General features: G+C 62.2%; 19 protein-coding genes. 8 read left to right on the top strand and 11 right to left on the bottom strand.

Annotation, left to right across the window (positions count from 1 at the left end):
• The first annotated feature begins 142 nt into the window (after positions 1 to 142).
• Together AC2CHD_RS17665 and AC2CHD_RS17660 are read left to right on the top strand one after the other, a co-directional pair.
• Positions 143 to 2,224, top strand: coding sequence for a hydantoinase/oxoprolinase family protein (locus AC2CHD_RS17665; protein WP_484554698.1), 2,082 nt, complete (start codon positions 143 to 145; stop codon positions 2,222 to 2,224).
• Entirely contained in the window at positions 2,221 to 3,972 is a 1,752-nt protein-coding gene (locus tag AC2CHD_RS17660; RefSeq protein ID WP_484554697.1) for a hydantoinase B/oxoprolinase family protein, read from the top strand. Before AC2CHD_RS17665 ends, AC2CHD_RS17660 begins: the two co-directional genes overlap by 4 nt.
• 148 nt (positions 3,973 to 4,120) lie before the next feature.
• On the opposite strand, the gene AC2CHD_RS17655 is transcribed toward AC2CHD_RS17660, so the two are convergent.
• The 4 genes from AC2CHD_RS17655 to AC2CHD_RS17640 all read right to left on the bottom strand — a co-directional run bounded on the left by AC2CHD_RS17655 (position 4,121) and on the right by AC2CHD_RS17640 (position 9,044).
• Positions 4,121 to 5,095, bottom strand: coding sequence for an esterase-like activity of phytase family protein (locus AC2CHD_RS17655; RefSeq protein ID WP_484554696.1), 975 nt, complete (start codon positions 5,093 to 5,095; stop codon positions 4,121 to 4,123).
• Between the two features lie 301 nt (positions 5,096 to 5,396).
• A complete protein-coding gene (gene cobT, locus AC2CHD_RS17650) occupies positions 5,397 to 7,283 on the bottom strand; it encodes a cobaltochelatase subunit CobT (RefSeq protein ID WP_484554695.1) in 1,887 nt (628 codons plus the stop codon).
• A 30-nt stretch (positions 7,284 to 7,313) separates the two neighbouring features.
• Positions 7,314 to 8,300: a cobaltochelatase subunit CobS gene (cobS, locus tag AC2CHD_RS17645; RefSeq protein WP_229449786.1), complete on the bottom strand. Its 987-nt coding sequence runs from the start codon at positions 8,298 to 8,300 to the stop codon at positions 7,314 to 7,316.
• A 126-nt stretch (positions 8,301 to 8,426) separates the two neighbouring features.
• Positions 8,427 to 9,044 (bottom strand): J domain-containing protein, encoded by a 618-nt coding sequence (locus tag AC2CHD_RS17640; RefSeq protein ID WP_229449785.1) that lies wholly within the window; start codon positions 9,042 to 9,044, stop codon positions 8,427 to 8,429.
• A 145-nt stretch (positions 9,045 to 9,189) separates the two neighbouring features.
• Between AC2CHD_RS17640 and AC2CHD_RS17635 the strand changes: the two genes are divergently transcribed.
• Entirely contained in the window at positions 9,190 to 9,471 is a 282-nt protein-coding gene (locus tag AC2CHD_RS17635; protein ID WP_459440136.1) for a BolA family protein, read from the top strand.
• A 9-nt stretch (positions 9,472 to 9,480) separates the two neighbouring features.
• On the opposite strand, the gene AC2CHD_RS17630 is transcribed toward AC2CHD_RS17635, so the two are convergent.
• The 5 genes from AC2CHD_RS17630 to AC2CHD_RS17610 form a co-directional block, all read right to left on the bottom strand.
• Positions 9,481 to 9,894 (bottom strand): type II toxin-antitoxin system VapC family toxin, encoded by a 414-nt coding sequence (locus tag AC2CHD_RS17630; RefSeq protein WP_484554694.1) that lies wholly within the window; start codon positions 9,892 to 9,894, stop codon positions 9,481 to 9,483.
• Complete coding sequence (locus AC2CHD_RS17625) at positions 9,876 to 10,115, bottom strand: type II toxin-antitoxin system Phd/YefM family antitoxin (RefSeq protein ID WP_484554693.1); 240 nt, start codon at positions 10,113 to 10,115, stop codon at positions 9,876 to 9,878. Before AC2CHD_RS17625 ends, AC2CHD_RS17630 begins: the two co-directional genes overlap by 19 nt.
• Before the next feature lie 125 nt (positions 10,116 to 10,240).
• On the bottom strand, positions 10,241 to 11,506 hold the full coding sequence (locus tag AC2CHD_RS17620; protein WP_229449783.1) for an HlyC/CorC family transporter: 1,266 nt from the start codon (positions 11,504 to 11,506) through the stop codon (positions 10,241 to 10,243).
• Positions 11,503 to 12,630, bottom strand: a complete 1,128-nt coding sequence (aroB, locus tag AC2CHD_RS17615) for a 3-dehydroquinate synthase (RefSeq protein WP_484554692.1) — start codon at positions 12,628 to 12,630, stop codon at positions 11,503 to 11,505. Before aroB ends, AC2CHD_RS17620 begins: the two co-directional genes overlap by 4 nt.
• Positions 12,627 to 13,226 carry a shikimate kinase gene (locus AC2CHD_RS17610; protein WP_484554691.1) on the bottom strand — a complete coding sequence of 200 codons (600 nt, stop codon included), beginning with the start codon at positions 13,224 to 13,226 and terminating at the stop codon, positions 12,627 to 12,629. The genes aroB and AC2CHD_RS17610 overlap by 4 nt, the downstream gene beginning before the upstream one ends.
• 149 nt (positions 13,227 to 13,375) lie before the next feature.
• On the opposite strand from AC2CHD_RS17610, the gene AC2CHD_RS17605 reads away from it, so the two are divergent.
• The 3 genes from AC2CHD_RS17605 to AC2CHD_RS17595 all read left to right on the top strand — a co-directional run bounded on the left by AC2CHD_RS17605 (position 13,376) and on the right by AC2CHD_RS17595 (position 15,511).
• A complete protein-coding gene (locus tag AC2CHD_RS17605) occupies positions 13,376 to 13,525 on the top strand; it encodes a histidine kinase (protein WP_223021831.1) in 150 nt (49 codons plus the stop codon).
• Positions 13,526 to 13,533: 8 nt separating this feature from the next.
• The gene (locus AC2CHD_RS17600; RefSeq protein WP_484554749.1) at positions 13,534 to 14,460 is read left to right on the top strand and encodes a site-specific tyrosine recombinase XerD; all 927 of its coding nucleotides are present in this window, start codon (positions 13,534 to 13,536) and stop codon (positions 14,458 to 14,460) included.
• Positions 14,461 to 14,560: 100 nt separating this feature from the next.
• Entirely contained in the window at positions 14,561 to 15,511 is a 951-nt protein-coding gene (locus tag AC2CHD_RS17595) for an acetyl-CoA carboxylase carboxyltransferase subunit alpha (RefSeq protein ID WP_229449780.1), read from the top strand.
• 7 nt (positions 15,512 to 15,518) lie between these two features.
• On the opposite strand, the gene AC2CHD_RS17590 is transcribed toward AC2CHD_RS17595, so the two are convergent.
• The gene (locus tag AC2CHD_RS17590; protein WP_229449779.1) at positions 15,519 to 16,166 is read right to left on the bottom strand and encodes a Vgb family protein; all 648 of its coding nucleotides are present in this window, start codon (positions 16,164 to 16,166) and stop codon (positions 15,519 to 15,521) included.
• Positions 16,167 to 16,201: 35 nt separating this feature from the next.
• Positions 16,202 to 17,422: a helix-turn-helix domain-containing protein gene (locus tag AC2CHD_RS17585; RefSeq protein ID WP_484554690.1), complete on the bottom strand. Its 1,221-nt coding sequence runs from the start codon at positions 17,420 to 17,422 to the stop codon at positions 16,202 to 16,204.
• A 111-nt stretch (positions 17,423 to 17,533) separates the two neighbouring features.
• On the opposite strand from AC2CHD_RS17585, the gene AC2CHD_RS17580 reads away from it, so the two are divergent.
• Complete coding sequence (locus AC2CHD_RS17580) at positions 17,534 to 18,310, top strand: DUF899 domain-containing protein (RefSeq protein ID WP_484554689.1); 777 nt, start codon at positions 17,534 to 17,536, stop codon at positions 18,308 to 18,310.
• On the top strand, positions 18,297 to 18,953 hold the full coding sequence (locus tag AC2CHD_RS17575; protein ID WP_484554688.1) for a copper chaperone: 657 nt from the start codon (positions 18,297 to 18,299) through the stop codon (positions 18,951 to 18,953). The genes AC2CHD_RS17580 and AC2CHD_RS17575 overlap by 14 nt, the downstream gene beginning before the upstream one ends.
• Positions 18,954 to 18,960: the final 7 nt, after the last annotated feature.

Raw genomic sequence — 18,960 nt, 5'->3', positions numbered from 1 at the left:
CAAATCCAAATCGCGGCACCAATGGCTGCTCTTGCCTGTCGAAATTATTAGTATACAAATGAATTTGACGTCAAGTTTCGTGCGTTCGACACCTATTTCATTTGGTCGGGTCAACAAAGGTTTCACATTCCGGATTTCACCCATGAATGAGAAAAAAGGCATCAATTCGGGTTCCGTGGTCGTTGGCATCGATGTGGGCGGCACCTTCACAGACCTGATCCTGATCGATTCCCGCGAAGGGCCAGACAGGGGAGTGCGGGTCGCCAAGACTCCGACCACCATCGAAAACCAGGCTTTCGGCGTGGTCAACGCTATACGCGAGACCGAGGTTCCGGCCTCCGAGATCGGCCTGATCGTGCATGGCACGACCACCACGACGAACGCGGTGCTTGAGCGGCAGCTTGCCAGAACAGGCATGATCACCACCGCCGGCTTCCGCGACATTATCGAGCTTGGGCGGCGCACACGGCCACAGGCCTATGGCATGACAGGAACTTTCACTCCGGTGGTACCGCGCAATCTGCGGCTCGAGGTGGATGAGCGCATGGACGCCGCCGGAAACGTGCTCACACCGCTCGATGAGGATGGCGTGCGCGCGGCGGTGAAGGCGCTGCTCGATCAGGGCTGCGTTTCACTGGTGATCCACTTCCTGCATGCCTATGCGAACCCGGCGCACGAAAAGCGCGCTGCCGAAATCGCCGCCGAACTCTGGCCCAACAATTACATCACCACCGGACATGCGCTGCTTTCCGAAGCGCGCGAGTTCGAGCGCGGCGTGACCGCCGCCGTCAACGCCTCGGTGCAGCCGATCCTGGAGCGCTACATCGCCCGCCTCTCGAACGAGTTGCAGGGTCTCGGCTATGCGCGCGACTTTCTGGTGATGAACGGAAATGGCGGCATGATCTCCGCTGCCCATGTGGCCCGTGAGGCCGCCAAGACGGTAATGTCCGGCCCAGCCTCCGGCGTGATGGCGGCAGCCTTTACCGCGCGGCGGGCGGGCGTCGACAACCTCATCACCTACGATATGGGCGGCACATCCACCGATGTGGCGCTTGTGCGCGGGGCGCGGCCTGCGGTCTCCAACGAGATCGAGGTGGAATATGCCATGCCGATACATGTGCCGATGGTGGATGTGCACACGGTGGGTGCCGGCGGCGGATCGATCGCGCGCGTCAACGATGCGGGGCTCCTGGAAGTGGGGCCGCAGAGCGCCGGTGCAAAGCCCGGCCCGATCTGTTATGGCCGTGGCGGCGTGGAGCCGACCATCTCCGATGCCAATCTCCTGCTTGGCCGGTTGAACTCGAAAAAACTTCTCTCCGTCGACAACCCGGTTTCCGTTTCCGATGTCGAGGCAATCTTTGCAGACAGGCTTGGAAGACGTCTCGGGCTTTCCGGCGTGGAAGCGGCGGGTGCTGTGCTGCAGATCGCCAACATCAAGATGGCGGGCGCGATCCGCATGGTTTCGCTCGGCAAGGGGCACGATCCGCGCGACTTTGCGCTGTTTGCCTTTGGCGGCGCGGGACCGCTGCACGCGGCAGCCCTTGCCCGCGAGTTGGGCATTCCGCGCGTGATGGTGCCGGCGCGGCCGGGCATCACCAATGCGCTCGGCTGCGTGGTGGCGGACCTCAGGCACGATTTCGTGCGCACCGTGAATCGTCCCGTAGCGAGCCTCGACGTGGCGCTGGTCAAAAGCGTGCTTGAAGAGCAGCGCGCCGAGGGCGAGGCGCTGATCGCGGAAGAGACAGTGCAGCCAGAGCGCATTGAATGTGTGCACACGGCGGACATGCAGTTTGTCGGCCAGACGCATCTCATCAATGTGCCGCTGCCCGGCCCCGAGGTTGATCGCGACACGCTGCAGGCGCTCTTCGAGGAGGCCTATTTCAAGCGCTTCAAGGTGCGGCTTCCGGAAATCCGCGCCAATCTCGTCAATCTCAACACCTCCGTGATCGGCGTGCGCGCGGATATCGACCTTGCCAGCCTGATCGACCCGGCGGGACGTGTGGCAACGCTGGCGGAAGCGCTGAACGAGCGGCGGCGGGTCTGGTTTGCCGGGGACTGGCACGACACACCGGTCTATGCCCGCGAAAAACTGCCGCTCGATGCGGTGATCGATGGGCCGGCGATCCTCGAACAGCTCGACACGACAACGGTGATCGAACCCGGTGACCGGGCGGCATCCGATGCCGATGGGAACATCATCATCACGGTGGGAGCGGGCCGATGAACAACACCTCTTCTCTCGACGCCATCACTCTCTCGGTGATCCAGGCGGCACTTCAGCAGGTGTGCGACGAGATGGACCTGACCTTCTCGCGCGCCGCCTTCTCTCCCGTCATTGCGGAAGCCAACGACCGTTCGGACGGCATCTACGCCGCCGAGGATGGCGCGCTGATTGCGCAGGGCTCGGCCGGGCTGCCGGTCTTTGTCGGCGTGATGCAGTATTCCACGCGCACGCTCATCGAGCGCATTGCGGGCGGCGAGACGGCTGCACCCGAACCCGGCGACATCTACATCATCAACGATCCGTATCTCGGCGGCACACATCTCATGGATGTGCGCTTCGCCATGCCAGTCTGGCGTGATGGGAAAATCTTCTGCTGGCTCTCCAACACCGGCCACTGGCCGGACATTGGCGGCGCGGTTCCGGGCGGCTTTTCCGCTTCCGCCACGGCGGTGGAGCAGGAAGGGCTGCGCCTGCCGCCGGTGAAGCTTTTCAAGAAGGGCGAACTGGATCCTGAAATCTACGCGATCATCTGCTCCAACATCCGCGTTGCCGACCAGCGCATCGGCGATATTCGGGCGCAGGGCGCGGCGCTGGAAGTGGGTGCCGAGCGGCTGGCGCAGGTGCTCGACCGCTATGGTGACGAGACCGTGCGGCAGGCCATCGCCGAACTGCGCACCCGCGCAGCGACACAGATGCGCACGCTGATCGCGCCGATCCCCGACGGGGTCTATCGCGGCAAGGCTTTCGTGGATTCCGACGGCGTGGTGGACGAACCGCTGACCATCGCGCTTGCCATCGAAAAGAAGGGCGACACGCTGACCTTCGATTTCGAAGGATCGAGCCCGCCCTGCATAGGGCCGATGAACAGCGTGCTCGCCACAACGCTTTCCTCCGTCTATCTGGCGATGCGCCACATCTTCCCCGAAGTGCCGCTGAGCGCCGGCGCGTTCGAGCCGCTGATCATCAAGCGGCCGGAGGGCACGTTTCTCGACGCGCGCTATCCGCGCCCGGTTTCAGGCTGCGCGGCGGAGGTCTCGCAGCGCATTGCGGAGGCCGTGTTCGCGGCGATGGTGAAGGCCTTGCCGGAAAAGGTGACTGCAGCGCCTGCCGGTTCCAGCGGCAATTTCGCGCTTGGCGGGCATGACCCGGCGCGCGGCCGCGATTTCGTGATGTACCAGATTTCCGGCGGCGGTTATGGCGGCAATGCCGACCATGACGGGCTGACCAATGGCTGCTCGACCATCGGCATTTCGAAATCGCCTCCGGTGGAGGTGATGGAGCAGGCTTTCCCCGTGCTCTATCGGCGCTATGCGCTGCGCGAGGGCTCGGGCGGTGCCGGCGAGCATCGCGGCGGATTCGGCCTTTCCTATGAGGTGGAGCTTCTGCGCGGCGACGCCCGCGCCTCCTTCGTGATGGATCACGGTCGCACCGGCCCGCAGGGCGTGCTCGGCGGCAGGGACGGCAGGGTGAACGAGGTGACGGTGTGGCGCGATGGAAAAGCCCATGTGCCGCCGCATCTTTCCAAGGAACAGGATATTCCGCTGAAAGCCGGTGACCGGGTTTATGTCGGCACGCCCGGTGGCGGCGGCTATGGCGATCCACTGAAGCGCGCGCCGGAAAAGGTTTTGCGCGATGTGGCGCTGGGGTATTACACGGCGGACGAGGCCGAGGCGCTGTTTGGCGTGGTGCTGAGCGCGGATGGTCAGGCGGTGGACGAAGTGGCAACGCTGGCGAAGCGCGGCGGTTGAGCCAGGCGCCCTCGCCCTTCGACAAGCTCAGGATGAGGGCTACTTGAGCGTCGTCGCACGAAGCAACTGCTGAAACACGCCAGCATATCAACAGCCCTCATCCTGAGCTTGTCGAAGGGCGAGGGCGCCTGGCACCGAACCTCCCCACTCACTCGCCAAGCAGCCGAAACTCCAGATAGAGATTGCGCTGCAGCAGCGAGTGGTTGTCGTCGGACATGAGCGCGACCATGGTCGCGCCATCGGCGCGCTGCCAGACATCGAGCGCTTCCATATTGTCGATCTGGTGATCCATGCCGGCGGTGAAGAGCACCGGGCCGTCGGCTACCCTGCCCGGCGCGATGGTTGCACCGTCGATCCGGCGAATGCGCATGGCCACACCGCTGGCGAAGGTGAAGCGACGCTCCAGCAGAAGCAGATCGCCATCGGGCAAAAACGCGCCATCGGTAATGTCGAAGCCTTCTGAACGTGCGACGGTGAAGACGCCTTTCATCGGCCCTTCGAGAATGGCGGCAAAGCAATTGCCGTCCTCATCGATGCTGCGCTCGGCAACAACGACACGCGCCCCGTCCAGCCGCCCGCCCGACGGCGCATAGGCGATGGTTTCGAAGCCGCGATTGCTGCGCAACTCCTCTCGCGGAACGAGATAGTCCAGATCGCGGATGGCAGATCCCATCGCATCGCGCTCGATCTCGAACTCGGCAATACGCTGAACGCGCTCGAAGCTCACCGTCGCCAGTTCGCCCTTGACGGCGATGCCTTCGGCATCGGTGGTCCACTTCTCGCGGGTGGAATTGCCATCGCCATCCACCATCGGCTGCATGGAGAACTCGGCAAAGCCGGACGGACGCCCCTCGGCATCCCGGGTCACAGTCCCGAAAAACCAGAAACCCGTGTCGGAAACGCCGATGAACTCGGTGCCAGGCGAGGTGAAGCGAAAAGACGAAAACGCCCCGAAATGATCGACCGTCGAGGTCATGGACAGACCGCCGACAAACTCCAGCGGTCCGAAACGCGTGTCGCGAGCACCGACGGCAAAATGACGGATGGGCACCGCATTGACCGCCATGGAAATGGCCGGTTCCTGGGCTGTGGCCGGTGCAGAGAGGGCAAAGACCAGAGCCACAAGGAAGAGGCGCAGGCTGTGCGGCAGCCCTTCGCCCCGCCCCCGTGGTTCGACAGGCTCACCATGAGGGCTGTGTGGGCGCTCACCATAAGGGCTGCGTAGGTGCGCGACATGAGGGCTGTGTAGGCGCGCTCCCTGTACTGTCATACCGAAAGATCGCACGAGCCGGACAGGAAGCAGGCGCCTAGAAGCAGACGGATTGGATGGCCGTGCGCCAGTCTGGGCGCACAAAGGACGATCGGCGCGCGTGATCGAGCATCGGAATGACCGAAAACCGGTCTCCGCGTTTCGGTCAGACGCTCTAGCCCGCACGCCGCATCGCGCCGCCGCCGCGGCGCGCGCCCTCTTCCTCGAACAGCGAGGCTAGCTGCTCGGTCATGGCGCCGGCCAGTTCCTCGGCATCGACAATGGTGACGGCGCGGCGGTAGTAGCGCGTGACGTCGTGGCCGATGCCGATGGCCAGAAGCTCGACCGGCGAGCGGGTCTCGATCAGGTCGATGACCCCGCGCAGATGCCGCTCCAGATAATTGCCGGGATTGACCGACAGGGTGGAATCGTCGACCGGCGCGCCATCGGAAATCATCATCATGATCTTGCGCTGCTCGGGCCGCGCCATCAGGCGCTGGTGCGCCCAAAGAAGCGCCTCGCCGTCGATGTTTTCCTTCAAAAGCCCCTCGCGCATCATCAGGCCGAGATTGCGCCGCGCGCGGCGCCAGGGCGCATCGGCGCTCTTGTAGATGATGTGGCGCAGATCGTTCAGACGGCCGGGATTGGCGGGCTTGCCTTCCTTGAGCCATTTCTCGCGCGCCTGCCCGCCCTTCCACGCTCGCGTGGTGAAGCCAAGGATCTCGACGCGGACACCGCAGCGCTCCAGCGTGCGGGCCAGAATGTCGGCGCAGGTGGCGGCCACCGTGATCGGTCGGCCGCGCATGGAGCCCGAATTGTCGAGCACCAGCGTCACCACCGTGTCGCGAAAATTGGTGTCGCGCTCCTGCTTGAAGGAGAGCGGCTGCATGGGATCGATCACAAGGCGCACCAGACGCGCCGTGTCGAGCACGCCCTCTTCCAGATCGAAGTCCCAGGAGCGGTTCTGCTGCGCCATCAGGCGGCGCTGCAGCCGGTTCGCCAGACGCCCGACCACGCCCTGCAGATTGGCAAGCTGCTTGTCGAGGAACGCGCGCAGGCGGTCGAGCTCCTCTTCGTCGCAAAGCTCTTCGGCACCGATGGTCTCGTCGAACTCGGTGGTGAAAACCTTGTAGTCGATATCGCGCGCGGCCTGGTCGAACGGGCTGTCGGGCCGACGCGCTTCGCCAGGCGTTTCCGAATCGAGCTCGTCGTCTTCTGACACATCGTCGGCGGTGGTGTCGCCGGCTTCGCTCTCGCCGGTCTCGGTGTCCTCGCTCTCGCCGCTGGACTCCTCGCCCTCGCTCTCTTCGCCGCCGGATTCGTCCTCTTCGCTCTGCTCGGCCTGTTCCTGCGCCTCGGGTGCGTCGCTGTCTTCCTCGCTTTCCTCGGTCTGCTCTTCCTCGGCAAGGTCCTCGCCAAGGTCGATGGAGGAGAGAAGATCGCGCACGGCACGGGCAAACCCGTTCTGATCGTCGATCTGGCTCGCAAGCGCCTCAATGTCGGCTGACGCCTTGTCCTCGACCCAGTCACGCCAGAGCGCCACAAGCTTTTCGCCACTTTTCGGTGCCGGGCGGCCCGTCAGCTTTTCGCGCACCATCAGCGCGATGGCCTCCTCAAGCGGCGCATCGGCCCTTTCGGTCACGTCGGCGAGGTTGGCGCGCTCATATTTGTCCTGCAGCATGGCGGCGATGTTGTCGCCCATGCCCTGCATGGCGCGCGAACCGATCGCCTCGACGCGCGCCTGCTCGACGGCGTCATAAATGGCGCGCGCCTCATTGCCTTCCGGCGCAAGGCGGCGATGCAGGTCGATGTCGTGGCAGGCACGGCGCAGCGCCATGGAATCGCCGATGCCGCGCGTGACCGTCAGTGCCTCTGCGGTCGCCCGCTTGGGCAGGTCCGGAAGACGCGCGCGGCTGCCCGTGAGCGACGGCTTGTCCTTAGAGAAGGAGACCTCAAGCTCGTGATCGCCGGCCACCGCACGCATGCAGGCGGTGGTGGCCCGCTTGAACGGGTCGAGCGGCGCTTCGACGGGCTGTCCGGGCTTTCGGTTGGTCTGGCTCACGGGTCGTCTCTTCTCGGCCTTGGCGCGACGTTAGCTCAACGCGACGTTGGCAGCCGATTCCGGCAGTTCCTCGCCGAAGGCGCGCTGGTAGAACTCGGCTACCAGCGCCCGCTCCAGCTCGTCGCATTTGTTGAGGAAGGTCAAGCGGAAAGCGAAACCGACATCGCCGAAGATCTCGGCATTTTCGGCCCACATGATCACCGTGCGCGGGCTCATGACCGTCGACAGGTCGCCATTCATGAAGGCCGAGCGCGTCAAATCGGCAACGCGCACCATGCGCGAGATCGTCTCGCGGCCCTTCTCGTTCTGGAAGTGCTTGTTCTTGGCCTGAACGATGGCGACTTCGTCGTCATGCGGCAGATAGTTGAGCGTGGTCACGATGGACCAGCGGTCCATCTGCGCCTGGTTGATCTGCTGTGTGCCGTGGTAGAGCCCGGTCGTGTCGCCCAGGCCAACCGTGTTGGCAGTGGCGAAAATGCGGAAGGCGGGATGCGGACGAATGACGCGGCTCTGATCGAGCAGGGTCAGGCGGCCCGAGGATTCCAGAACGCGCTGGATGACGAACATCACGTCGGGACGGCCGGCGTCGTACTCGTCGAAGACCAGCGCGACATTGTGCTGGTAGGCCCAGGGCAGGATGCCGTCCTTGAACTCGGTGACCTGCTTGCCTTCCTTGACCACGATGGCGTCCTTGCCGACGAGGTCGATACGGCTGACATGGCTGTCGAGATTGATGCGAACGCAGGGCCAGTTGAGACGGGCGGCCACCTGCTCGATATGGGTGGACTTGCCGGTGCCGTGATAGCCGGACACCATGACCCGGCGATTGTGCGCAAAGCCTGCCAGAATGGCGAGCGTCGTCTGCTTGTCGAACAGATAGTCCGGATCGACGTCAGGCACGTGGGAATCGGCTACTGAATAGGCTGGCACGACCATGTCGGACTCGAAGCCGAACGTGTCTTTCACCGAAACGGTCGTATCGGGCAAATTGGCGATATCGCGGTCAATCTTGTTCATCATGCCTCCAGCGGCCAGGCCCTCGCCTGCATCGCTTGAACGTTTTGTTTTTCCGGGACGTCTCATCGGACATCGTTTGACGCGTCTTACCAGACATCGTTCGAGGCGTCTTATCAGACGCGCGCTTTAACAGAAACCCGCCTGTTTCAACAGACGATATGCTTCAAGCACGCTTCTAAGCCGGTCTTCGGACCCCCGGTCGCCACCATTCGCATCGGGATGGTGTTGCTTCACAAGGTTCTTATACCGCGACTTGATCTCTTCGCTAGTGGCTTGTGCACCCAGGCCCAGTGTTTCAAGCGCCTTGGCCTCAAGCGGTTTGAGACGTTTTGCACGCGGCTTGCGCTCCGCCTGCTTGTCGCCGAACAGATTGAATGGATCGCCCATTCGATTGTGATAGGCCGCACGGCCCGAGCGATAGGTCGAGAAATCGGCCGCAGCACGCGTCTCGCTGCTGCCGCCCATCTTCCAGGTGGGGCGATGACCGGTCAGCGCCTCCTTCTGGTAGCGCGCGACCTCGGTGTCGCTGAGACCAGAGAAATAGTTGTAACCCTTGTTGTATTGCCGCGCGTGATCGACGCAGAAGCGAAAATACTGCCCCTCCGCGTGACGCCCTACTGGCGCGCGATGCATGCCAGGCTCATCGCAGCCATCCCACTGGCAGCGGGGCGCGCGCGATTTTGCCTCCGCCTGAGGATCGGGTCGAATTCGAATTTTCTCGAAATATTTCGAGTAGGGTTTCATATCGGACTGTGTGTCACCAAATCAGTGTGGAAGTATGGCCGCTCAGCGCAGGGATACAAGAATTGACTTTTGGTCAAAGTTCGACCTAGCGCATGAATCGAACGTGAATTTGGGGATGCACCCCATATGGTGTGAGGAGACGGAATTGTCCATCCAGTCAACAATAGAAAGCAAGCTGACCAGTGCATTTTCTCCAGAGAGGCTTGCAGTCATCAACGAAAGCCACCTGCATGCGGGTCATCAGGAGCATTTCGACGGAACGGGCGAGACGCATTTTCGTGTGCGTATCGTTTCAGAAGCATTTGCCGGGATGAGCCGCGTGGAACGGCACCGCGCAGTCAATGAACTGCTTGCCGAAGAGCTCAAGGACCCCGTGCACGCACTGGCCATCGAACCGGCAGCGCCGGGCGAGCCGACGCGCTGGTGAGAGACCAGCTTACCAGATGGTCGCAATACGCGGATACCGTCTGATCTTTTCATCCGCCGTCACAAGGGGCACAGCGAACTTCTGACAGGTGGCCACAATGAAACGATCAGCGGGATCGCGGTGAAAATCATCGCCAATGCGGGTGCTCAGCACCGCGATCTCGTTGTCGATCGGCACGAATTCGACGGCGTTTAATCCGGCGACAATGTCGAGCCAATGACGGACATCCTCGCTCAGGCGAAGACGCCCGCGCGCCACCAGCATGGCGATCTCCCACGCCGTGATGGACGAGACAATTATCTTGCCGTTGGTCAGCGCTTCATCCAGGGCCGAAATCGCTGCCGCGCTCAGCTTGTCGGCATCGCCATTGGCCCACCACACAAGCACATGGGTGTCGATACCAATCACCCGAGTACGTCCCACTCGCCGTCATCCACGGGATCGAACGGGCCTTGATAGGACGTCACCGTACCCTTGAGCCTCTTCAGCGCCTCTTGCGCATCGGTGTTTTTTTCGAGGGGACGAATTTCCAGTGTCGGCTTGCCATGATCGGTCACGATCAGACGCTCACCGGTCTTCTCGACTTTCCGAAAATATTCAAGCGCGCGCGCCTTGAAACGGGATTTGGACACCTGAGCTGTCATTTTGCTGCTCCGCCATCTCGGACACGAATTTAAAAGCAAAAATGACCATAGGCAATGACCATGGTCATTTCGTGGCTTGACCTGTTTCACAGCGGAAAAGCTGATCGGCAACTGGAGACAGGGGCTCAGGCGAGCGGCCTGATCCGCAGCTTCGTGATGCGGTTCTTGTCGCGTTTCATGACGATGAAGCGCTTGCCGAAGAAGGTGAAGGCCTGCTTTTCTTCAGGGATCGTCTGGGTCTCATGGATAACGAGACCGGCGATGGTCGTCGCTTCCTCATCTGGCAGGTTCCAATCGAGCGCGCGGTTCAGGTCACGAATCGGCACCGAGCCCTCCACCACGATGGAGCCATCGGCCTCCTGCTTGACGCCCTGCACTTCCACATCGTGCTCATCGGCAATGTCGCCGACGATTTCCTCGATGATGTCTTCGAGCGTGACCAGGCCTTCCACCTCACCATATTCGTCGACAACGATGGCGATGTGGGCCTTGCGGCGCAGGAAGGCGTTGAGCTGGTCCTGAAGCGTGGTCGTGTCGGGCACGAACCATGGCTTCGACGCCACCTTGGCGATATCGATCTTGGTGTAGTCGTTCTGCACATCACCAAGTGCGCGCAGAAGGTCCTTGGCGTGGACAACGCCGACAATATTTTCTGTCGACCCCTTCCAGATCGGAATGCGGGTATAGGGGCTGCGCAGGATTTCGTGCACCACGACCTCCGGAGCCTCGTCCGCGTTGACCGAACGCATGTTGGTGCGGTGGATCATGACGTCCGAGACTTCCAGCTCATGCAGGTCGAGCAGTCCACCGACACGGTCGCGGTCCTGTTTCACCACCGCACCCTCACGGTGAAGCACCTCGACAGTGCCGCGCAGTTCCTCATGGGCGGACAGCATCGATTCACGGCTTTGCAGATCGACGCCGAAAATCGACAGCAGAAGTCGCACAATGCCGTTGGCAAGCGACGAGAGAAAGCCGAACAAAAGCACCACGATGCGGGCGAAAGGCGACACGGTAAGCGCGAACATCTCGGGCTTTGCGAGCGCCCATGACTTCGGCAGGATCTCGGCAAAAATGACCAGAAGCACTGTCATGATGACGGTGGCATAAAGCACACCAGCGTCTCCGAAGAGCTTCAGGAACAGGCTGGTCGTAAGCGCCGAGGCAAGAATGTTGACCAGATTGTTGCCGATCAGCAGCGCGCCCACAAGCCGGTCTCGCCGCTGGATCAGGCGATCGACCAGGCCGGCGCGCGCATCGCCATTTGCTTCCATCGTATGAAGCCTGGCGCGCGAAACGGCGGTCATGCCGGTCTCGGTTCCCGAAAAGAGAAATGAGAGCGCGATCAGGCCTAAAATGATGCCACCGGTGATCCACATCTCGGGTGTCATTGCGAAAGAGCTCCCTCAAGAAAGGATAAAACCTCGCTTGCCGGCACATCCTTCGCCACGAAGGACTGACCGACACCGCGGGTGAGAATGAAGGTGAGCGCACCGCGCGACACCTTCTTGTCCTGCGCGATATAGGACAAAAGCTGTTCGGCACCAGGCAGGCCGCCAGGTACGTCGGACAGCCGTGTGGGCAAACCGACAGCGGCGAGATGCGCTTCAACGCGCTCGGCATCATCCACACTTGCCAGATTGAGGCGCGCGGAAAAGCGATGCGCCAGCGCCATGCCGATGGCCACGCCTTCGCCATGCACAAGCCGCGCACTGTCGTAGCCCGTCGCTGCCTCCAGCGCGTGTCCGAATGTGTGGCCGAGATTGAGCAGCGCCCGATCGCCTTTTTCGAGTTCGTCGCGGGCCACCACATCGGCCTTGGCCTGACAGGACTGCGCGATCGCCTCAACCCGCTCGGGACCGCCCGCAAAAACCGCCTGCCAGTGTTTCTCCAGCCAGCCAAAGAACTCCGGCCGGTCGATCAGACCGTATTTGGCAACCTCGGCATAGCCTGCCCGGAATTCGCGCGGGGAAAGCGTATCGAGCACGGCCGTATCGGCGATGACGAGCTGCGGCTGGTGAAACACGCCGACCAGGTTTTTTCCATGGGCCGTGTTGATGCCGGTCTTTCCGCCGACGGAAGAATCCACCTGGGCGAGCAGCGATGTGGGCGCCTGAACGAAGTGCATGCCGCGCCGCACGATGCCTGAGGCGAAGCCCGCCAGATCGCCCACCACGCCGCCGCCAAGCGGGATGACAATGTCCCCGCGCTCAAGCCGGGCATCGAGAATGCCGGCTACCACCTCTTCGAGCGTCGCGAAGCTCTTCGAGCGCTCGCCGGGGGCAACTGTGATCGCAGCGGCATCCACACCGGCGGCAGCGAGGCTCTGCTGAAGGGTGGCCAGATGACTTTGCGCGACATTGGTGTCCGTGACGATCGCTGCGCGCGCACCAGGAAGGCGGGCGGCAATTTCCGCGCCCGCCTGTTTCAGCAAGCCCGGTCCAATCAGGATGTCATAGGAGCGCGCACCAAGTGAGACATGCACCTTGGCGGGCGCAGCATTCACATCACTCATGATCGGGTGTCCTTCCGGCCTTCGTCCTGCAGATAGGCATCGAGGGCAGCAATGACCTCGGCCACGATGACTTCCTTGGGCTCGTTACGCGAATGAACCACGATATTTGCCTCGGCATACAGCGGGTAGCGTTCATCCATGAGATTGCGCATGACCCCTTCAGGGTCATCATTGTTCAAAAGAGGTCGGTTCGAACGACGCCCGACACGCTCCATCAGTGTCGGCAGATCAGCTTTCAGCCAGACCGAGACACCCCGGCGCGCGACGGCCCGGCGCGTTTGAGCGTTCATAAACGCCCCGCCGCCGGTGGAGACAACACGGGGTCCACTCTTAAGCAGGCGAGCAATCACCCGGCGCTCCAGCGAACGAAACTCGGTTTCACCATAGGCAGCGAACAGATCCGGCACTGTCATGCGTGAGACCGTCTCGATCTCGTGATCACTGTCGATGAACGGCAATTTCAGCACGTCGGCCACACGCCGGCCAATCACCGTCTTGCCTGCGCCCATCAGGCCGACGAAGACCAGCGACCGCCTGCCCAGGCGGCGAGCAAGATTTTCTGTATCTGGAATGGATAGATTTTCGGTGACTGTCATTCTCGCGCCTCTGCCTGCCGGTTTCGACACAAAAGCCATGATCCGTCAAGCGCTTGACTGTCGAGCACCCCACATACTTGCTTGCAAAGGCGGAAGCGGCATCCCATAAACAGCCTGGGTAGGGGAAGATAGAACGGGGCACTGAAGGCATGCCGACGCTTTTTCGGCTATTGATGATCATCGCGGTCCTTGCCGGGCTGGTATATGGTGCCATGGTTGCCCTCGTGACCTTCGTGGAACCGCAAACCGGCGAGATGAGCGTGCGGATCCCGGCAGAAAAATTGAATCCATCGCAATGACTTCGCGGATCGGCAGCGGCGCGCGGATCGAGGCCTTTCTGGAAATGATGGCAGCCGAACGCGGCGCCAGCGACAACACGCTTGCCTCCTACCGTCGTGACCTGGAGGACGCCGCCCTGCACATCGCAAGAGATGGCAGGACCCTGCAAGATGCCGACGCGGATGATCTGCGCGCTTTTCTCAGCACCCTTTCCGCACAGGGGTTTGCGGCTACGACCCAGACCCGCAAGCTCTCTGCTCTCAGACAGTTTTTCCAGTTTCTCTACGCGGAAGGGCTGCGCGGCGATGACCCGACGGGAGTTCTCGACAGCCCGAAAAAAGGACGCGGCCTGCCGAAAACACTGAGCGAGGAAGAGACAGGAAACCTGCTTGAACGGGCTGAAACGGACGCTCGCGAGGCCGCGCCGCACACCCCGGAGCACGTTGGAGCGGTGCGGCTCCACACGCTGCTTGAGGTGCTGTATGCCTCGGGCCTTCGTGTGTCCGAACTCGTAAGCCTGCCGGTAACGGTGGCGCTTCGGGATGAGCGTTTCTTCGCCGTTCGCGGCAAGGGCGGCAAGGAACGCATTGTGCCGCTCTCCGGCAAGGCGCGCGCGGCCATGCAAACCTGGCTCGCGGTGCGCAAGGCGAACCCATCCTGGGCAAAGAGCACCTGGCTCTTTCCTGCCAGTTCGGAAACCGGCCACCTGCCACGCCAGGTCTTCGCTCGGGAATTGAAGGCGGTCGCGGCGCGGGCGGGCATCGACACGGCGAAAATCTCGCCGCATGTGCTGCGCCACGCCTTTGCAAGCCATCTTCTGCAAAATGGTGCGGACCTGCGCGCCGTGCAGGAACTGCTCGGCCATTCGGACATATCCACGACGCAAATCTATACGCATGTGCTTGAAAAACGCCTTGCCGAGCTGGTTCAAAAGCACCATCCGCTTGCCGATTAGCTTCATGAACGTTATGTGGAGCGTCACATTACCGGCGGCAGGCCGTGTTCAACCCAGAGATGCCTCTATCGCAGTGTCTCGTGTTCGATTTGGCGAGTGAATGTACAACTATCTCGATTTTGAAAAGCCCGTTGCCGATCTCGAAGGCCAGATCCTTGAACTGAAAAAGCTCGCCGAAAGCGGCGAAGCTGTGGACGTCGCCGATGAGATCGCACGCCTTGAGAAACGCTCCAAGGATGCACTGGTAGAAATTTACCGGTCCCTGACGCCTTGGCAGAAGGCACAGGTGGCCCGCCATCCCGACCGTCCGCACTGCCTTGATTATGTACGCGGCCTCTTTACCGATTTCACACCGCTTGCCGGCGACCGGGCTTTTGGCGAAGACAACGCAGTGATTGCCGGCTTTGCACGCTTCAATGGTGAATCCGTTGCGGTGATCGGCCAGGAAAAGGGCAATGACACGCAGAGCCGGCTGAAGCACAATTTCGGCATGGCCCGGCCTGAAGGCTATCGCAAGGCCGTGCGTGTCATGGACCTGGCGGACCGTTTTGGCATTCCATTGATCAGCATTGTCGACACGACAGGTGCCTATCCCGGCATCGGCGCTGAAGAGCGCGGACAGGCTGAAGCCATTGCCCAATCAACGTCGAAATGCCTTGGTCTGAAAGTTCCGAACATCGCTGTTATTATCGGCGAAGGTGGTTCGGGCGGCGCCATTGCCATCGCCACGGCCAACCAGGTCTACATGCTGGAGCACGCCATCTATTCGGTGATTTCGCCGGAGGGCGCTGCCTCCATTCTGTGGCGCGACTCTGCCCGGGCGAAAGACGCGGCAACCAACATGAAGATCACCGCGCAAGACCTTATGGGTCTCAAGGTGATCGACGGCATCATCCCCGAGCCGATCGGGGGCGCGCACAGGGCACCAGACAAGGTGATCGCGGCAGCCGGCGAGCAGATCGCGAAGGGATTTGCCGAGATGGCCGAGGGCAAGATGGACTATCGCGAGCATCGCCGCGAGAAGTTCCTTGCCATCGGCCGGACTTTATAGGCCTCGATCAGGCGGCGGAAGCACGCTGGGGTCTGCGCACCACGCGAATGGTACCGCTGTTTCCGCCACCGCAGAAAAAGCGGTCGCCGCCGTCGGACTCAAGACCTGATATGCCCATCCCGGGCGGCATGTCCAGTTGGGTCAGCACTGCCCCGTTTTCGGGGTCGATGCGCCGCAGTTCATTTTCGTCGCCTTCCCACGTGCCGTGCCACAGCTCTCCATCCACCCAGGTAACACCCGTGACGAAGCGGTTGGATTCGATGGTGCGCAGGATCGCTCCCGTCTCCGGGTCGATCTTGTGGATTTTCCGATCACGGAACTGCCCGACCCAAAGTGCGCCGTCGGCCCAGGCCAGACCGGAGCTGCCTCCATCCTGCGGTGCAGGAATGCTGGCCAGCACCGAGCCGGTTTTCGGATCAATCTTCTGGATCCGGTCTTCCGCGATCTGAAACATGTGCGTGCCGTCGAAAGCCGTGCCCGCCATTGCCGTCATCTCGATCGAGCGAACGATCTTGCCTGTTCCGGGATCGACGGCATTCAACCTGTCTCCCGAAGCAAACCACACGTTCTGTCCGTCATGGGTGACGCCGTGAACGGCCTCCACGTCCGGGAAGGGGCCGAGTTCCTGGATGATGTCTGCTTTTGATCTGGTCATGATCCATTTCCTTTCCGATTGATCATGAACCGAACCTATCCGTCGGTGATTTTGGCCGGGAGTAACAAGTTTGTCGGGAAACCGGGCAGTGTTGGCACGACCCAGCGGCAGGCGCGACCGCGCCCGAAGGATCGCACCTTCTCCTCCTCCCGCAACCGCTCAAGCGCCCGCTGAACCGTACGCGAACTGACACCCAAAGCCAGTGCAAGCGCTGCGCTGGACCAGGCCTCTCCATCCGCGAGCAGCGCCAGAACATCTGCATGGCTGTCTTCCACAGGCTGCGCCAGAACAGCAACGTCTCGCCCCTCTGGAACAATCAGAACAAAGCCCGCATCTGTTGCGCGCAGCCGTGCATGGTGCCCTAGGAGCGCTCGCAACCTGCCGATCTCGACCCGCAAACGCGCACGGTGGGATTCATCCGCAACCCTGCCTCTGAACGCTTTTGCCACCAGCACCTCGCGAGACACATCCGAGGGCCATGCTTCTGCAAGCGCACGTGCAAGGGCGAAGAGAACCGGCCGCGTCTCGAGCCCGATCAGTTTTCCTTCACTGCGAATGACATGCCGGCAGGCATCGACCACCAGCGTGTTCGCCGCGAGAAGCGTCTCCACCTGATCGAGCTGGAGCAACGTTTCACGCTTGCTCGTCACCAACCTGGCAGCAGGCGCCTCCAGCGCCCGTTTGGCCGTCTCCACCTCACTCACCAGTGCGGGGATGCCCGCCTGCCTCGCAGCAGCGGCAGCGCGATCCAACGCGGCCCGCGCCTTCCTTGCTTCAACCCGACGCATGGCGATGCCGGCGACCACCATCTCGCAGCCGGCCTGTGCCTGCAGTGGCAGCAGGCGCAGATCGAGCGCATCAAGCGCGTGCTCGGCTTCATCCAGACGGCCGATCAGCAGGAGATGCCGCGCGGAGAGATAACGGGCATAGGCGGCGTTGACGGTGTCGCCCACCCGTTCCAGCGTTTTGCGGGCCCGTTGAAGCGCCTCCTCCGGCCAGCCCAGATCGCGTGAGACGAGGGCGATCTCGGCTTCCGCCACGACACAGCGCGCCCGTGCCCTGTGCTCCCGCGGGCTGAAAGCGCGGGCCGCGCGGCGCAACAGCGCCTTGGCCAGATCCAGATCGCCGAGCTGCGCCATGGCGATGCCACGCAATGCGAGTGCCGGCGCATCACTGCGCAGCGCAATACGATTAAGCGCGCCCAGCGGGTCGCCTGCCGCCAGGGCTCGGCCTGCTGCCGTGATCAGAGCGTCCATCTAAATCGCGCCACGATTGTCACTCTCACCCCCGAAAACCGATCCCTACTCTAGCCGACAGCCGCCCGCCGACAAGACGCGGATGACAGGCGGCAAGGAAAGGAGAAAACCATGACCGTACACACGACCGGCACACGTGAGGAATGGCGCGTAGCGCGGCTGGCGCTTCTGCAGGAAGAAAAAGAGCTCACCCGACGCAGCGATGTGCTGGCACAGAAGCGCCAGCAACTCCCCTGGGTGCGTATCGACAAGGAGTATCGCTTCGACACGGAGACGGGCGAAGCCTCGCTGGCTGATCTTTTTCAGGGACGTTCGCAGCTTCTCGTCTACCACTTCATGTTTGGCCCGGACTATGAAATGGGCTGCCCCTCCTGCTCTGCCATTGCAGACGGATTTGACGGCTCGGTGGTTCATCTGGCCAATCACGATGTGACGCTGATGGCCATATCCCGCGCACCGCTCTCAAAGCTGTTGGCTTTCAGGAAGCGGATGGGCTGGTCTTTCCCCTGGGCCTCTTCCGGCAAGAGCGATTTCAATCAGGATTTTGGTGTCGGCTTCTCGGAAGAACAGCAGCGCGCAGGCATCGAATACAATTTCCGCAGCGAACCTCCGATGAAGAACCTGCTGGCCGGCAAGTCGATGGCAAACTGGGACGGCGACAGCCCCGTTGCCCAAACCGCCGCGATGACAGGGACCGACGTGCCCACCTTCACGCGCGAACGTCCCGGCGCAAGCGCATTCGTGATGGAAGACGGCGTGGTCTACCACACCTACTCCACCTATTCACGCGGGCTGGACGGACTATGGGGCATGTATCAGTGGCTCGACCGCGCGCCTAAGGGACGCAACGAAACCGGCATGTGGTGGCGTCATCATGACAAATACTAAGGCGCTGCCCGTGGCTCTGGCCCTTGCGGCAACGCTGGGGCTCGCCGCCCTTTGCTGGGGCTTCATGACGCAGAGGATGGGAGCTATGCAGATGGGGGCGTCCGCCGCACTCGGACCGTTCCCGGCCTTCATCGCGATGTGGGTGACTATGATGGGCGCGATGATGTTGCCCGGCATCGCACCGACCGTCGTGAAGACGGCCCGGGGCGGCGCATCCGGCGCAGCCGTTCTGGGCTTCGTTGCGGCCTACCTCATCGTCTGGGCGGTAATAGGCCTGCCTGTCTATCTGGTCTACCAGCCCCATGGCACCACTATCGCGGGCATCGTGACGGTTGCGGCAGGCCTTTACGAGCTCACTCCGGTCAAGAAGGAGGCCCGCCGGTGCTGCCATGACCCGATTGCCTCGGGAATTGAATGCGGGCTCTTCTGTGTCGTGGCGACCGTGGGACTGATGGCAATGCAGATCGCCATCGGTGTCATGAATCTCGGCTGGATGGTGGCGGTAACACTCATCATCTGCGTGCAGAAACTCATACCGCCACGGGAGCCCATCGACACGAGCCTGGCCCTGTGCCTGATCGCCCTTGGGCTCGCCATCCTCGCCGTTCCGGAACACGTGCCCGGCCTCATGCCGGCCATGTGACACCAGC

The sequence above is a fragment of the Nitratireductor sp. ATLC21 genome, assembly GCF_057196525.1.
Note: the sequence above shows the minus strand (reverse complement) of the source record. Positions and strands in the feature narration are given on the sequence as shown.

Bases quoted from the DNA above. Each gene is read 5' to 3' on its own strand.
- AC2CHD_RS17665 (WP_484554698.1), top strand. From the start codon at position 143: ATGAATGAGAAAAAAGGCATCAATTCGGGTTCCGTGGTCGTTGGCATC.
- AC2CHD_RS17660 (WP_484554697.1), top strand. From the start codon at position 2,221: ATGAACAACACCTCTTCTCTCGACGCCATCACTCTCTCGGTGATCCAG.
- cobS (WP_229449786.1), bottom strand. From the start codon at position 8,300: ATGAACAAGATTGACCGCGATATCGCCAATTTGCCCGATACGACCGTT.
- AC2CHD_RS17640 (WP_229449785.1), bottom strand. From the start codon at position 9,044: ATGAAACCCTACTCGAAATATTTCGAGAAAATTCGAATTCGACCCGAT.
- AC2CHD_RS17625 (WP_484554693.1), bottom strand. From the start codon at position 10,115: ATGACAGCTCAGGTGTCCAAATCCCGTTTCAAGGCGCGCGCGCTTGAA.
- AC2CHD_RS17620 (WP_229449783.1), bottom strand. From the start codon at position 11,506: ATGACACCCGAGATGTGGATCACCGGTGGCATCATTTTAGGCCTGATC.
- aroB (WP_484554692.1), bottom strand. From the start codon at position 12,630: ATGAGTGATGTGAATGCTGCGCCCGCCAAGGTGCATGTCTCACTTGGT.
- AC2CHD_RS17610 (WP_484554691.1), bottom strand. From the start codon at position 13,226: ATGACAGTCACCGAAAATCTATCCATTCCAGATACAGAAAATCTTGCT.
- AC2CHD_RS17605 (WP_223021831.1), top strand. From the start codon at position 13,376: ATGCCGACGCTTTTTCGGCTATTGATGATCATCGCGGTCCTTGCCGGG.
- AC2CHD_RS17595 (WP_229449780.1), top strand. From the start codon at position 14,561: ATGTACAACTATCTCGATTTTGAAAAGCCCGTTGCCGATCTCGAAGGC.
- AC2CHD_RS17590 (WP_229449779.1), bottom strand. From the start codon at position 16,166: ATGACCAGATCAAAAGCAGACATCATCCAGGAACTCGGCCCCTTCCCG.
- AC2CHD_RS17585 (WP_484554690.1), bottom strand. From the start codon at position 17,422: ATGGACGCTCTGATCACGGCAGCAGGCCGAGCCCTGGCGGCAGGCGAC.
- AC2CHD_RS17580 (WP_484554689.1), top strand. From the start codon at position 17,534: ATGACCGTACACACGACCGGCACACGTGAGGAATGGCGCGTAGCGCGG.
- AC2CHD_RS17575 (WP_484554688.1), top strand. From the start codon at position 18,297: ATGACAAATACTAAGGCGCTGCCCGTGGCTCTGGCCCTTGCGGCAACG.